The 15,167-nt window shown below is 44.3% G+C and carries 10 protein-coding genes; 6 read left to right on the plus strand and 4 right to left on the minus strand.

What is annotated here, in order from left to right:
• Positions 1-164 precede the first annotated feature (164 nt).
• A complete protein-coding gene (gene parE / locus AC5JPO_RS09165; protein WP_493853929.1) occupies positions 165-2,051 on the plus strand; it encodes a DNA topoisomerase IV subunit B in 1,887 nt (628 codons plus the stop codon).
• A gap of 177 nt (positions 2,052-2,228) precedes the next feature.
• Complete coding sequence (locus AC5JPO_RS09170; RefSeq protein WP_443526802.1) at positions 2,229-2,918, plus strand: lysophospholipid acyltransferase family protein; 690 nt, start codon at positions 2,229-2,231, stop codon at positions 2,916-2,918.
• Positions 2,919-3,024: 106 nt separating this feature from the next.
• Here the strand turns inward: AC5JPO_RS09170 and budC are convergent, their stop codons facing one another.
• Positions 3,025-3,807 (minus strand): meso-2,3-butanediol dehydrogenase, encoded by a 783-nt coding sequence (gene budC, locus AC5JPO_RS09175; protein ID WP_443526800.1) that lies wholly within the window; start codon positions 3,805-3,807, stop codon positions 3,025-3,027.
• Between the two features lie 294 nt (positions 3,808-4,101).
• Between budC and AC5JPO_RS09180 the strand changes: the two genes are divergently transcribed.
• The gene (locus tag AC5JPO_RS09180; protein ID WP_443526799.1) at positions 4,102-5,607 is read left to right on the plus strand and encodes a hypothetical protein; all 1,506 of its coding nucleotides are present in this window, start codon (positions 4,102-4,104) and stop codon (positions 5,605-5,607) included.
• A gap of 204 nt (positions 5,608-5,811) precedes the next feature.
• On the opposite strand, the gene AC5JPO_RS09185 is transcribed toward AC5JPO_RS09180, so the two are convergent.
• Positions 5,812-7,476 carry a mechanosensitive ion channel gene (locus AC5JPO_RS09185; protein WP_443526798.1) on the minus strand — a complete coding sequence of 555 codons (1,665 nt, stop codon included), beginning with the start codon at positions 7,474-7,476 and terminating at the stop codon, positions 5,812-5,814.
• A 444-nt stretch (positions 7,477-7,920) separates the two neighbouring features.
• Here AC5JPO_RS09185 and bamJ point away from each other — a divergent pair, with 444 nt between their 5' ends.
• Positions 7,921-8,652, plus strand: coding sequence for a BamJ family beta-barrel-assembly machinery protein (gene bamJ, locus AC5JPO_RS09190; RefSeq protein WP_443526796.1), 732 nt, complete (start codon positions 7,921-7,923; stop codon positions 8,650-8,652).
• 146 nt (positions 8,653-8,798) lie between these two features.
• On the opposite strand, the gene argA is transcribed toward bamJ, so the two are convergent.
• Positions 8,799-10,121 carry an amino-acid N-acetyltransferase gene (gene argA / locus AC5JPO_RS09195; RefSeq protein ID WP_319052100.1) on the minus strand — a complete coding sequence of 441 codons (1,323 nt, stop codon included), beginning with the start codon at positions 10,119-10,121 and terminating at the stop codon, positions 8,799-8,801.
• A gap of 547 nt (positions 10,122-10,668) precedes the next feature.
• Here argA and AC5JPO_RS09200 point away from each other — a divergent pair.
• Positions 10,669-11,250: a hypothetical protein gene (locus AC5JPO_RS09200; RefSeq protein WP_443526795.1), complete on the plus strand. Its 582-nt coding sequence runs from the start codon at positions 10,669-10,671 to the stop codon at positions 11,248-11,250.
• 199 nt (positions 11,251-11,449) lie between these two features.
• Here the strand turns inward: AC5JPO_RS09200 and AC5JPO_RS09205 are convergent, their stop codons facing one another.
• On the minus strand, positions 11,450-12,430 hold the full coding sequence (locus AC5JPO_RS09205; RefSeq protein WP_443526793.1) for a patatin-like phospholipase family protein: 981 nt from the start codon (positions 12,428-12,430) through the stop codon (positions 11,450-11,452).
• Positions 12,431-12,706: 276 nt separating this feature from the next.
• Between AC5JPO_RS09205 and recG the strand changes: the two genes are divergently transcribed.
• Positions 12,707-15,070 carry an ATP-dependent DNA helicase RecG gene (recG, locus tag AC5JPO_RS09210; RefSeq protein ID WP_443526792.1) on the plus strand — a complete coding sequence of 788 codons (2,364 nt, stop codon included), beginning with the start codon at positions 12,707-12,709 and terminating at the stop codon, positions 15,068-15,070.
• Positions 15,071-15,167 lie beyond the last annotated feature (97 nt).

A 15,167-nucleotide genomic window follows, 5' to 3' on the forward strand; every position in this document is an offset into this window, starting at 1 on the left:
ATCTCATTTTAAGCCCCGCTATCTAAATGATGATACGCCCTAGTAAAGTCTTAAAGAGACGACATTATATGACGTGAACGATGGACTATTGACCTTAACGTCGCTGTTTTTGGTTATAATGGTTTTATAGAGTTAAACGCACATTAATAGTTAAGGATGCATTTGTGAGTCAATATAATGCGCAATCGTTAGAAGTTTTAGAAGGGCTTGAACCTGTTCGTCGTCGCCCAGGTATGTATACCGATACCACGCGACCAAACCATTTGGCGCAAGAGGTCATTGATAACTCGGTGGATGAAGCGTTGGCGGGTTATGCCAAAACCATCAAGGTGCAGCTGCACAGTGATGGGTCGCTGTCTGTCGAAGATGATGGGCGCGGTATGCCGACTGATATTCACCCTGAGTTTGGTCAATCAGGTATTGAGCTGATTTTGACCCGTTTGCATGCGGGTGGCAAGTTTTCGACCTCCAATTACGAAGTATCCGGCGGTCTGCATGGTGTGGGTATCTCTGTCGTCAATGCGTTATCCACACGTGTTGAAGTGACGGTATGGCGTGATAGTACTCAGTTTGATATGGCGTTTGAAAATGGAGCACCCGTGACGACGTTGACCGAGGCGGTCAGCTCAAACAAACGCAAACGTGGTACTAGAGTACACTTTTGGGCCGATGGTAGCTTCTTTGATACGCCCAAATTTAATGTCAAACAGCTCAAGCACAATCTAAAAGCCAAAGCAGTTTTGGCTGCGGGGCTAACGATAGAATTCACCGATGATATCAATGATGAAAAGGTCGTTTGGCAGTTTACTGATGGGGTGGTTGAGTATCTAAGCGAACAGTTGGATGGTCTTGAGACATTACCAGAAGCACCGTTTTATTATAACTACGATGCAAAAGCAGGCGAACGTGCTGCTATTACCTTTGCGTTGTCTTGGCTGCCTGAAGGCGGTACACCGATTCAAGAAAGCTATGTCAACTTGATCCCGACGGCGCAGGGCGGTACGCATGTTAATGGTTTGCGCACGGGTATTTTAGAAGCGTTGCGTGAGTTTTGTGATATTCATAATTTGCTACCGCGTAGTGTGAAACTGACCGCAGAAGATGTGTGGGATGGGGTGAACTATATCTTATCCTTGAAGTTCTCTGAGCCGCAGTTCTCTGGTCAGACCAAAGAGCGTTTATCGAGCCGTGAAGCTGCGGGCGCTGTACAGACTTTGGCAAAAGATGCCTTTAGTCTGTGGCTCAACCAACATGCGGATATAGGTACGCAGATTGCGGAATTGGCGATTAATAAAGCTGGACGTCGCCTAAAATCAGCCAAAAAAGTTGCTCGTAAGAAGATTACCCAAGGGCCTGCATTACCGGGTAAGCTGGCAGATTGCCGTGGTGATTTGCGTGATGGCGCGGAACTATTTTTGGTAGAGGGTGACTCGGCAGGCGGCAGTGCCAAGCAAGCACGTGATCGTCATTATCAGGCGATATTGCCACTGCGCGGCAAGATTTTAAATACGTGGGAAGTGTCGTCAGACACGGTACTATCAAGCCAAGAGATTCATGATATTGCGATTGCGATCGGTGTGGATCCTGCCTCTGATGATTTGTCCGAACTGCGCTATGACAAGATATGTATTTTGGCAGATGCGGACTCTGATGGACTTCACATTGCGACGCTGATCTGTGCGTTATTTGTGAAGCATTTCCCTGTGTTGGTCGATGCGGGTCATTTATTTGTTGCGATGCCGCCGCTCTACCGCGTAGATGTGGGTAAAGAGGTGCACTATGCGTTAGATGAGCCAGAGCTTGCACATATATTAGCTAATGTACCGGGTAATAAAAAAGCGCAAATCACTCGTTTTAAGGGGCTGGGCGAGATGAGTGCTGAGCAATTGCGTGAGACGACGATGAGCCGTGATACGCGCCGGTTAGTGCAGTTAGATATGGATGACATGGTACTGACCAATGGCATCATGGACATGCTACTGGCAAAGAAACGTGCCGCTGATCGTAAGTCTTGGCTTGAGAGTAAAGGGGACTTAGCTGATATTTCCTAATCGATATCATTGAGCCTTGAGAAATATATGCAAAAGTGAACGACATAGAGTATTACTTATATTTATGACTGAGCGCTATTCTACATAGTAAAAGCACGCAAAATTCAGCCTAGTTAAACAGGCTAGATGTTATCATATCAGTACCTTTCACTATATTGTGCTGTCATGATACCAAAGATGTTTAAACGCTCTAAGTCTGCCACTACTGAATCTACACGCTCAAAGATACTGCCAAAGCTCAGTAGAAAACAAGTGGGTGATAACGTGCCTAGGCGCGGTAATAAAGTGTCGCCTGTGATTGGCTTGTGGCTCATGAAGACATTGGGATGGCGAACGGTTGGTGATATTCCTAATATCTCTCAGGCTGTGGTATTGGCACTGCCCCATACCTCTAATGTTGATGGCGTTTATGCACTTCCTAGTTTATTTGCGCTAGATTTAAAAATTAGTATCATGGCAAAGCATACGCTGTTTAGAGTGCCAGTATTGTCTCAGCTGCTGTATTGGATGGGGATTATTCCGATTAATCGCACTGAAAAAGGCTCAGTATTGCAAGCCAGTATCGACAAGTTTAAGACAGGTGAGCCACTATTTTTGGGCTTATCACCAGAGGGTACACGGCAATATACCGAGAGCTGGAAAACAGGATTTTACTATTTGGCGCTCGGTGCTGGCGTGCCTATCTTGCCAGTCGCGCTGGATTATAATACCAAAGAAGTTCGTTTTTTATCTGTGATGCATCCAACTGGAGATATTGAAGCGGATTTACCAAAAATTTATGCTCAATACCAAGGCGTCATGCCAAGGCATCCTGAGCGTCTATCGCAGCCGCTACAGGATATCAACAACGCAGCTAAATCTGAATAAGCCTTTTTTAATATATCTCTAAAGATAAAAAAGCCCCTGATAATATATTATCAGGGGCTTTTTTTGAGTGATTTTATCGTGGCTGTTAATTTAGAGAGCCAAGATATTAGAACTGTGGCTGACCGTTAGAGGCGCTAACGCCGCCATCAACAGGTAGGTTCACCCCAGTAATCATAGCAGCGTCGCTACTGGCCAAAAAAGTAATGGCAGCGGCAATATCTTCTGGGGCAGCCAAACGCCCAAGTGGACAGCGGGCTAGAAATTTGTCTGTCTTACTGTCATTGTCTTGAATGGCAGTGGTCATGCTGGTCTTAGTCACACTTGGATTGACAGCATTTACGCGCACACCGTCAGGACCATGATCTAACGCTAGTGTACGCGTTAAGTTGGTTACACCTGCTTTGGCAGCGTTGTAAGCGGCCATATTCCAGTCACCGCCCATTCCCGAGAGGGATGAGACATTGACGATACTGCCTTTGGTTTCTATCAAATGGGGCATCGCCGCTTGTGAGACATAAAATGTACCATTTAGATTAACATCAATGGCTGAGCGCCAGTCTTCAGCAGACAGATCTGTTATTTTACCTTGAGTCGCTTTTCCAGCGTTGTTGACCAAAACATCAATCCTTTCAAACTTATCGATAGTATGTTTGATCATCTCCTGTACTTGGCTCTGTACGCTGATATCGCAAGTGACACATAGATAGTTATCAGTATGAATCCACGTATGATCTTCTGGAAACTGTTCTGCTGTTTTTGCTAAGGTATCAGCAGTACGCCCCACCAAAACCACTCTAGCACCTTCTTCAGCAAAGCGAATGGCAGTAGCACGGCCAATACCTGAACCTGCTCCAGTGACGATCACGGTTTTTTCTTTAAAACGCTTCATAATGCTCAATCCTTGTTATTATATAGTGCTGATTAAAATTTGATAAATGAACCTAACAGCGGTGCGTGGATGCAGCTTAGAACTATAAAGTCTACGGACAAGTAACACCGCTTTGATATCATCATAACAAGTCATTGCGTTGAAAGCGACTGTGTCTGATAGTGCTTATGTAGCATAATTTTACAGTCGTAAATGCGCTAAAGTACTAGCAATGATATTAGTAAAAACGCTATGGTTTTGAGAAGTTAAAAGGCGATTAATCGCCTAATTTACGATAATAAAAGGTTGGAATTTGTGTCTCAGTCCTCTACTACAATATCTGATGAAAGTTATCTTGCTAGTGAGCTTGCCTGTTATTTACAGTCAGCTGCGATAAGCGTCACGCTGCCTGCTATACAAACAGCTGGACAAAAATATGATGCTGGTCAATATCTCTACCAACTCCCAGCAGGCAAGCTGCAACTGCTGGCGTTGACACTGTATTTACCTTTAGATACCAGTTCAGCTGATATTAGTGCAGCACGTATGACTGCGGTAAAATCTGCCCTCGCATGGCATAAGGCATCAGCTTCTCAAAATAAAAGCACCGAAAGAAACGACATCGAAAAAAACCGCACTGAAAGTATCGACACCAACAATAAAGACATAGAGCCCCTTTGCCATGATGTTTTAGTTGTCGATATTCAGCTGACTGATGATGAAGAGAGGAGTGCAGCACATACTGATAGTCATCAGACCAAACCACCCAGTCGTCTAAAGCATGACTTCGGCGCTCGCTATTTTTTGGAGGATTTGGTGGTAGATATGAGTGAGGCTGGGCCACAACTACACGTGTTTAGCTGGCACGACTGGCAATCGGTCTTGGTAGCGGTACAGACCCCCTGCGAGTTATGGCGGTTTTTGAGTTATCACTTAGCGCAGTTGCAATACTCGGCTATCAGTCATGCGCCAAGTTTTGTATCAGAAGAAGTACTCGCGGCTCAGTTTTTGCAAAGTCCATCTTTGTTGGCGCCTGCTATCACAGTAGATAATACGCTTATCAAACATGAAACTCAGGACAAACCCAATCCAGCACTTGTCACCATGGCGCTCGCGTACAAAAATCAAAGTGCAACTGCTCAGATGTATCATCAGCATATGCAACAAGCAGCGACACTATGGTCGCAGTTAAGTGCACAGATGATAGCAATGTATCGTGAAAAGCAGACAGCGACAGATGACCAAACACAGCCAGATACCTTGGTGTCTCGCTGGCAGCAGCAACTGTTGGATGAGTCGTTGTTCTCGCGGCATGAGCTGGTCCGTACGCTATATAGACATCCTAAGCAAAGTGATAAGCTGAGACAAGATGGTTATGTGGTACATCAGCATTCTTACGAGAGCTTGGGTCGGCACTATGTGCTCATATTCTATGGTCAGGATGCTCAGGCAAATAACAGCAAAGCGGCTATCCAGCCGAATCTAGCAAAAATTGCCCAGGACGTAGCGACGCGCTTGCCAATAGTAGAGTTACATCATATCGTTGTGCTTGGTATCGACTTTATTACTGAAGACAATGAGACATTTATTGATATTGATGTGTGGATACAGCCAGTCGATACGATGACTCAAAGAGAGCGGCAGTTGACTAAACAAATACAGCAGCTAAAAAAGCAAGAATCGCAAAAAAATGCCCAAAGAGTAAACAGGCAAGCTGACCAGAATGCTAAGTATGAGGATAAATCCGAGAACAATAATAAACCTGCTAAGTTACCTCAAGTAAAGCTAAGTCTTTCTATACCTGCAAAAAAAGACAGATAATGATCAATGATTATAGGGATTAATGATTTCTACAAAGTAGTTTTTAGAGCAGGGTGGTTCTGAGTCAGGTGCTGTTTCAACGCTATTTCAATGTGGTTTCAATTTTTTTGTACCTTACCTCTAAGCGATTTCTACTGATACGCGCATAAAAAAAGACAGCCTAGGCTGTCTTTTTCTTATTTAAAAGTAAGGCGTTATGGATGCTTACTTATTGATATCATCGTTAAGATTGCTACCAGGAAGCGTCTGATCACTGTTGTAGATGTCATTGGTATCTACGCGAGGCGTTTCGATAACATCAGTACGCAATTCAGTAGTTGACGTAGTAGCAGCTGAAGGCGTATTTTCACGTACTGAATCAGCAACTTTCTCTTGCGTCGATGAGTTTGGCGTGACTGCAGACTTTGCTTTCGCTTCGTCACGTTCACGATCCATTTTGTCTTGCATCTTACGTAGGAAGCGTGCTGCTGCTTCTTGACCACCAAGACCAAACGATAGAGCAAAGGCAACGGCTACGGCACCTAGAGTTAGGCCAAATGCTAAATTGACGATCGAATCAGCAATACCCATTGCTTTTAGACCCATAGCAAGTACAAGACCCATGATCAATACACGTACGATGTTTGCTAAGAACTGTGAACCTTGCTCAGAACGTTCAACAACGCCTGCAATGATATTGGCAAGCCAAAATCCGATGAATAGGATAATCGCACCTAATACGATGTTGGCACCAAAAGCGATGAACATCGTGATGATGCCTGATATAGCAACAAAACCTAATAGATCGGCGGCTGCAATGGCTGCAAATAGCATAGCAAAGAAGATAATCGCATGACCAACTAAGTCCGATACTCTCTGGCTGCCCATGGTTTCTTGCAAGCCTACTTTGGCAGGCAATTGGTTCACTTGCGTATTCTCAAGCAAACCTTTAACGATGTTGGCAACCATACGAACCACATAGAAAGTCACTACTAGGATAGCGACTGCCATAAAGATATTTGGCAATGCTTCCATAATTTTGTTAAGCATATTGGTCGCAGGACGAGCAATTACTTCGATTTTCAATGCATTTAACGCAGCAATAATCGTTGGAATAATAACTACTAAAAATGCTAGCGAACCTGCAATGTTAGGTAGGCTGTTTTGTTCACTTAAGCCTGCTTTTGACGCCAATGCTTGAACATTAAACGTAGAAACAAGATTGGTTACGATGCCGCGAACCACTTTGGCAATGATATAACCGACAACAAATACCACACCTGCAATCAGGATGTTAGGAATAAAGCTGAAGATTTTGTCGACCATATTCGTTAATGGGGCAAACAAACCATCAAGCTCTAACTGACCAAGTACCATGGTCAACACCACTAACAAGATGAACCAGTAAACCATGTCAGCAATCGTGCTGCTCATCGGTTTTACGCCAGCTTTTGCGCTTAAACGCTCATCCATTGAGGTTTTAGACAGTGCAGCATTGATAGCAGTACGAGCTACCGTAGCAACGACCCAACCGATGACACCAAGAGCAATCGCACCGATGAGGTTAGGAATAAACGCCAATACTTGGTTGACCATATTTGCAAATGGTGCCGAGATTGAGTTTAGGTTCAGTTGGCTAAGCGCGCCTGAAATGGCAATGATAAAGATAAACCAAAAAACAATCTTGGAGATAATGCCCTCAAGATCGTAAGTTTTACCGGTTGAAGAGTTCATGCGTTGATTGAGATTGACTTTAGATAGGACACCGCGGACAAGTGCTGCGATACCGAGTGCTACTAGCCAACCAATGATAAATATCAAAATAGCACCAATGATAGAACCGATAGGCCCACCAAGATAACCGTTAAAAGATGTATACATTGGGTTCATCTTATCCTCCTTGAAGCATCCTATAAATATCGCTAATAAAACTATGAGTGAGCGAGACAGATATGTAGATGATTATTAAAATAATGTCTTGGGGTTGAGTTATACGAAGATAGTATTTTTTGAATGGTTCTATTATCAACGGCATCAGTCTGATTTTTAGTTATCGATTTGCTACTGATACTCATATGTTGATAATAAATGTCAACATTCGATTACTTATCTCCTTAACGAACTCAGCTTAACTGAAGTATTGATGGATTTAAAGACAGAAAGCTTTACCCGACACTATATTTGTGTGATAACTTGTTATTATCACAGGAGATATTTACACAGACTGTACATTCGCTCGATAATTTTGTGCAAAGCGTGGTTCCCAAAACTAAGATTTGTTATTATAGAGAAATGTGACATCTCGCCACTATTCTTACAATTAGAGAGTACTTTATGAAAAAAATCACTACTTTAAGCGTTAGCGCTCTTGCTAGTGCTATGTTGTTAATGACAGGTTGTAGCACTAATAACGGCAGTCAAGAAACAGCCGCTCAAAGCGTTTCTATTACAGAGCAAAGCTCAGCAAGTGAAAAAGTGGGCTACAGCTTAGGCTTCATGATGGCAGAAGGTAATAAAGAAGCAGTTAAAGATCTGAACCTAGATACTTTTGAAAAAGGCTTCCGTGATGGCTATGAAGGCAATGACTCAGCATTGACTCAAGAGCAGATGCAAGAAGTATTGATGACTTATCAAAAAGAACAAGAAGAACAGTTCGTTAAAGACATGGAAAACAAAGCAACAGAAAACAAAACAGCAGGTACTGCATACCTAGCAGAAAATGCGAAGAAAGAAGGCGTCAAGCAAACTGATTCTGGCTTACAGTACAAAGTACTAAAAGAAGGTACTGGTAAATCACCAAAAGCAACTGATGTGGTGGAAGTCAACTACGAAGGTAAATTGATTGATGGTACCGTATTTGATAGCTCTTATGAGCGCGGTGAGCCAATCGAGTTCCCACTTAACCAAGTCATCGCTGGCTGGACAGAAGGTCTACAGTTGATGAAAGAAGGCGGCAAATATGAGTTTTATATCCCATCAGATATTGCCTATGGCGAAGCGGGTAATGCGGGTATCGAGCCTAACAGCACGCTTATCTTCACGGTTGAGCTATTAAGCGTTAAGTAAGTATTTAGCGCGTGAAATAGGTATCTAGCGAATAAAAAGCCTTCATAATGATTATGAAGGCTTTTTTTTGCGCAAATATTTTAGTTTGATTGATATTACCCTTGTTAGAGCAAGTCAAATAAGAATAATATCAGCTTGGCTATCCTCTATAGGTTCTTTTGAAAGACTTTAGAGTTGCGACCATTATGGTACTGCTCTTGACGTGATTCTGGTAAGGCATCTGCTTCAACTTCAGCAAAGCCTTGCTCAACGAACCAATGCGCGGTACGAGTCGTCAAAACAAATAGCTTATGCAAGCCATGACTGCGCGCTTGCTGCTCCAAGAACGCCAGCAAGTCAGCACCGCGACTACCACTGCGATACTCAGGACGTACGGCCACACAAGCCACTTCTGCTGACTCAGCATCTAACGTATGTAGCGCGGCACAGCCCAAAATCATACCATCACGCTCGATGACACTATAATTATCAATCTCTTGCTCTAAGCGTTCACGTGAGCGGCTGACTAAGATGCCTTGCTCTTCTAGAGGGGATAGCAGCTCGATAAGACCAACCACGTCATCAATGTTGGCACGGCGAATCTCTTCGTAAGGGTCATGGCTGATAAGCGTACCAGAACCATCACGAGTGAATAGCTCTTCTAGTAGTGCGCCATTTTTGGCATATGAGATGATATGTGTACGATGTACCCCTTGGCGACATGCTAGGCTTGCGCAGTTTAAGAAGTAATTGATTTCACAGTTTAGATCACGGTCGCGCAAGAAGCGATCCACTTCGTTGGGAATCATCTCATGTAATAAACGATCACCATCATTGATGCCAGCTTCCTCACCCAAGAAGATAAGCTTATCGGCTCCTAACGCTACTGCAGCACTAAGCGCCACGTCTTCAGCGAGCAAATTAAATACTTCGCCCGTCGCTGAATAGCCCATAGAGCCTAGTATCACGGTGTGGTCGTGTAATAAGTTGTTTTTGATAGCTTCCACATCGATAGAACGAACTTCGCCCGTCATTTGATAATCAATGCCTTCACGAATGCCATAAGGGCGCGCCGTCACAAAGTTACCTGAGATGGCATCAATGCGCGAACCATACATAGGTGAATTGGCAAGCCCCATCGACAGCTGTGCTTCGATCTGTAAACGAATAGCGCCAACCGCCTGTAGGATAGCTGGCATCGCTGCACGCGGGGTGATACGGATATCTTGATGTAGCGGAGACTCAATATTGTCGTCTTTGAGGTTTTTTTCGATTTGTGGTCGCGCCCCATGCACCAGTACCAGCTTGATGCCCAAACTATGGAGCAAAGCAAAGTCATGAATCAGTGTGCTGAAGTTAGGATGATTGACCGCCTCACCGCCAAACATGATCACGAACGTTTTGCCGCGATGGGTATTAATGTATGGGGCAGAGTTACGGAACCAATGGACGTATTCAGGATTAATCTGGGGCATGGAACTAGTAGTCATAATGGGAGCAGTAGTCGTTAGAATAAGAAAGAGTGCGCAGCAAAAATATGCCTTACGCTAAAGATTTACCATAGCAAAAAACGCGGTTATGAGCTATCTTTTATTTCAGCTGTGTTCGGGTGTTTCATCGCAGGATTACGATATACACAACCTCAACACGGGGTTAATGTACACACAAAAGCTTTTTGCTATGCTAAGCGCTATTGCTTTACGGTTAGCGAACGAAGATAATCATAAAAATAGTGATTTTATAAGAAGTACCCTTGTAGGAAGTAAGAAGTGACTTTATAAAAAGAGTGGCTCTGAAAGAAATAGCAACTGTGACGTGATCATGTAATTGATAGAACAAAATAGTCAAAAAGCAGATAATGATAATTTGCTTATCGGCTATGGTTTAAGTAATACCATCAGTTATATGTGCTGTAGTATTAGGGCTAGGTTGCTCAAGCAGTCATGAGCGATATAAGACAGCTATTGAATAGATTTAAAAAGTTTACGTTTTGCCATCTGCGTTTTACTGAAATATCAACTAGGGATAATGAGAATTATGAAAAAAAGTAACCAATTTGCTAGCCCATTTAGTGCTTGGAGCGGTCATCGCTTATTTCACGTTGTTGCCGGTACGCTCATCGGTGCAATGGTAGTCACGCAAGCGTCAGCAATGCTCCCAACACCAGAGCAAGCAGTTGATAGTTCAATGGCAATGCAGGCAAGTGCGAGCGGTAACTCAAGCGCCCAAGCGGTCAATAGCAAGATCACAGCATCGTTGGTAAGCGTCGATGCCAATGGTCAGGAGACTCTCGTTCCTGTTGATACTAATACTCGATTGCAATCGGGCAATGTTTTGGAGTATAAAGGATACTTCACCAATACCAATGCAGATCGTGTACGTAAGATGACGGTCACTATGAGTATTCCTGATCAAGTAGAGCTGCTTGGTACCGTGGCACCTGATTTCCCATATGGTAGTGTTGATGGCAATAACTTCGCTCGTATGCCACTACGTACAAAGGTAGATAATCAACTGCAAGATGTTGCGCTCAGATACTACAAAGCAGTTCGCTGGGATCTCGAAGGCGTTGGTCTGAATGATACGGTAGCAGTAAAATATCGCGCACGTGTTAAATAACACTAAATCAGCTACGGCTTGAAAAACTTTATTCTGAGGGGTTTGCCAAGCGCTACCAGGTAACAGTAAGCATTAACAAAAAGCACCATAGTTCATAGCTATGGTGCTTTTTTATGTACTGGAATAAATGTTGGCCGAAATTTTTTGGTAGGTGTTTCTGAATAAGTATCTTTGGATACACGTTTTTAGATAGGTCTGATTAAAGGGTTGCGTATTTGCTTTTGGACTTTTCTTGTATCAGTTGTTTGATAGCGCTGATGTGAGATGTAGTTGCTTGTGAGCCTGCTTCTATAAGATGGCGACGCTGCCTGGTATCTATTGAACTGATGTGTCCCACATTTGGTGTAATGACAATATCAGCACGGTCTCGCTCACGGCGCATTGATGAGGTACGTTGGTGCGTTGCGGGTGATACGATATTGGTTTCGAGAAACCCCCAAAAGTCACTCAATGAGCTGATGGTTAGAGGGTTATTAATCGTAGCGGCATTGTCTTGAGCAGTGGTCACATCAACAGCAATAACGATATCCGCACCCAAGTCACGAGCGCTATCTACAGGGACTAGGCTCACCACCCCACCATCGACGTATTTTTTACCGACTTTTTCGGGGATGCGCGGCGCGATAAAAATATTAGGCACGCTACAAGAGGCTTGAACAGCAAGACCTGCATCACCCGTCGTAAAGACGGCCTTTTTTAGAGTATGCTTTTCTGCTGCGACCGCTGCAAAGCTAATAGGAAACGCCTCTATTGCTTTTGCGTTCACTTTATTATTAATAAAGTTTTTGAGCTTGATACCTTCAACAAATCCTTGGTTGGATATCGTAAAATCTGTCAGCTGGCTGTCCGAGGTGGTCAGTGCCAACTGCTCAAGCTGTGCAGGCGTGTAGCCACTCGCATACAAGCTGCCAATTAAGCTACCGACACTGGTACCAACCACCATTGTAGGCTTAATGCCATTCTCTTCTAATGCTTTGATTACCCCCACATGAGCAAAGCCTTTCGCCCCGCCGCCGCCCAATACCAGTGCAACACTAGGTAGCTCTATGGCTGGTTCTGATGTTACTGAATAGTCAGGCGTTATGGTGCTACAAGCACTGATAGCAAGTCCAAATACAGTCAACAGACTGGCGCGTAGTAGGCCTAGAGGAGGGTGACTATAAAAAGCAGAAGCGAACATAAAAGCACCTTATAGCTTTGCCATGATGTAAAAAGAAGATAGAAGTTGTTTACTGGATAACAGTCAGACGTTCAGTCGTTTGCCATTGGATTGTTTTGCAGCAGTATTACCAAATAGCTGGGCATAAGCAATTGTATTGTCAGCTATAATGATACGAATTGGTATTTTTATATGTGCTATATATGGTAGCTATTTTATGACAACTGCCAATATGTACGGTATATTAAAAACACCCTTAGTATATAAAAATTAAAAATAATATCGTTAGGATCTTTGATGTTAGTATCAACGAATACTTCTTTAGCCAGTGTAAAAGTCCACACAAGGTCTGATTTACCACTTTCATCGCTAGACATGCCAGTGACAGCGCTGGCAGGCGTTGGAACAAAAGTGGCAGAGCAACTAGCGCAACTGAATATCAAACGGATATTTGATTTGCTGCTCCACTTACCGCGTGATTATGAAGATCGCAGTCGACTGGTATCAATTGGCGAGGTGGCGCATGGACAGTCGGCGTTGATCACTGGTCGGGTCGTCCATGTCGATACCAAACGCAGCGGTATGACCGTGACCGTGGACGATGACACTGGTACGATATCCTTACGGTTTTTTAAGGTCTATCGTGGTCTAGTACAGACTATGAATTTGGGAACACGCTTACAGCTATTTGGTGAGGTCAAAGTCAGCCGTTACGGTAAGCAGATACATCATCCTGAATATCAAATTATCACTGACAATACCATCATGACTGATACGGGATTGCAGCCTATTTATCCTACTGTCAAAGGCTTACATCAAAACAAGCTGCGCACCTTGATTAAGCTGGCATTGCAAACGGTTCGGAGCCAAGGTCTACCCATGACCTTGTTTACGGCTGAAGATTTTGCAGTTGTATCCGATCTACCATTAGTGCCGTTTGAGCCATCCAAATCAGTGGTATCAGAGGCCGAATATACCGAAGATATTTTCTCGACGTTGGCGCGTAGCGTGCCTGACAATGTGACTAGCAATGCGATTGGCAATAGCGTATATAAGCCCAGTCCTTCTACCTATCAGGCAGATAATGACATACATAACGTCGCTGTCAGTATTGCTCAGCACAATGTCTATAATTTAACAATATTTGAAGCATTGGTACTGCTGCATACACCGCCGACTTATACGAATGCGAGCCAGCAGTACAAGTTATTGACTCAACTGACGGCACGCACTCATGCTGCCTGTCAGCGTCTAATTATTGAAGAGTTGACTGCTCATCAGCTCAGTCTACTATATCGCCGCCAACAGCTACATCAGCACAAAGCGCCTAAATGTACTACTCATAGCCAGCTTACCGATCAGTTGTTTGGCGCATTGCCGTTTGATTTAACGGGTGCCCAAAAAAGAGTAATGACAGACATCACCACAGATATGGCAACCTCAATTCCGATGCTGCGACTGGTACAGGGTGACGTGGGTGCTGGTAAGACATTGGTTGCAGCAGGAGCTGCCGGATATGCGTTAGATAGCGGCTGGCAAGTGGCCGTAATGGCGCCGACTGAGATCTTGGCAGAACAGCATTTGGTAAACTTCAAGCAATGGTTTGAGCCATTGGGAGTTAGTGTTGGCTGGCTTGCCGGCAAGCAAACGGCCAAACAACGTCGCGAGGCATTGGAAGCGGTTGCGGAAAATACCGTACAAGTCATCGTTGGTACGCATGCTCTGTTCCAGGAGCAAGTACAGTTTGCCAAGCTGGGTCTTGTCATCATTGATGAGCAGCATCGATTTGGCGTTGAGCAGCGAATGGCGTTGACTAATAAAGGGGTAGCCAACAGCACGCCGCACCAACTGATCATGACAGCAACACCAATCCCTCGGACACTTGCAATGAGTGTCTATGGCGACATGGATACCTCCATCATTGATGAGTTGCCGCCAGGACGCACACCAATCACGACGGTGACCGTTGATCGGAACCGACGTGATGAGGTGATTGAGCGCATAGCTGTTAACTGTGAGGCAGGCAGGCAAGCCTACTGGGTGTGCTCGTTAGTCGAGGCATCAAGCGTGCTAGATGCACAAGCGGCTGAAGCCACCTATGAAGACTTAAATGAGCGCTTAGATATTCGCATTGGGCTGGTGCATGGCAAAATGAAATCTGCTGATAAGCAAGCCATCATGCAAGCGTTTAAGGAAGGTAGCTTGGACTTGCTGATTGCGACAACGGTAATCGAAGTAGGTGTCGATGTCCCTAATGCGTCGCTTATGGTGATCGAAAATGCTGAGCGCTTGGGTCTATCACAACTGCATCAATTACGCGGGCGTGTTGGGCGAGGCTCTACTAAAAGCTACTGTGTGCTGCTCTATCAAAAGCCACTCTCGGAGACTGGCACAGAGCGTCTCAAGGTATTGCGTGATAGCACTGATGGTTTTGTTATTGCTCAAAAGGATCTAGAGCTGCGTGGACCGGGTGAACTACTGGGTAAGCGCCAAACGGGTAACGTCGGATATTATTTGGCTGACCTGATACGTGATGAGCAATTATTTGCCATTGCTCAGCGTTTGGCTAAGCATTTGATAGCAGATCCAGCGCGTAAACCAGATGTTAGCCAATTAATTCATCGCTGGATGCCAGAGGCCAGTCGTTATACCAACGCCTAGTCAAGTCAAGCCTAGCAATACCGTTTGCGATCTTCTTACCATCAATAAACAGCAAAAAAGAGGACAGCCAACGCTATCCTCTTCTATTTTGAACCCA

This window comes from Psychrobacter sp. H25 (genome assembly GCF_059076335.1).

What these genes read in the sequence shown, in the direction of transcription:
- AC5JPO_RS09170 (WP_443526802.1), top strand. Translation starts at nt 2,229, where the DNA reads ATGTTTAAACGCTCTAAGTCTGCCACTACTGAATCTACACGCTCAAAG.
- budC (WP_443526800.1), bottom strand. Translation starts at nt 3,807, where the DNA reads ATGAAGCGTTTTAAAGAAAAAACCGTGATCGTCACTGGAGCAGGTTCA.
- AC5JPO_RS09185 (WP_443526798.1), bottom strand. Translation starts at nt 7,476, where the DNA reads ATGAACCCAATGTATACATCTTTTAACGGTTATCTTGGTGGGCCTATC.
- bamJ (WP_443526796.1), top strand. Translation starts at nt 7,921, where the DNA reads ATGAAAAAAATCACTACTTTAAGCGTTAGCGCTCTTGCTAGTGCTATG.
- argA (WP_319052100.1), bottom strand. Translation starts at nt 10,121, where the DNA reads ATGACTACTAGTTCCATGCCCCAGATTAATCCTGAATACGTCCATTGG.
- AC5JPO_RS09200 (WP_443526795.1), top strand. Translation starts at nt 10,669, where the DNA reads ATGAAAAAAAGTAACCAATTTGCTAGCCCATTTAGTGCTTGGAGCGGT.
- AC5JPO_RS09205 (WP_443526793.1), bottom strand. Translation starts at nt 12,430, where the DNA reads ATGTTCGCTTCTGCTTTTTATAGTCACCCTCCTCTAGGCCTACTACGC.
- recG (WP_443526792.1), top strand. Translation starts at nt 12,707, where the DNA reads ATGTTAGTATCAACGAATACTTCTTTAGCCAGTGTAAAAGTCCACACA.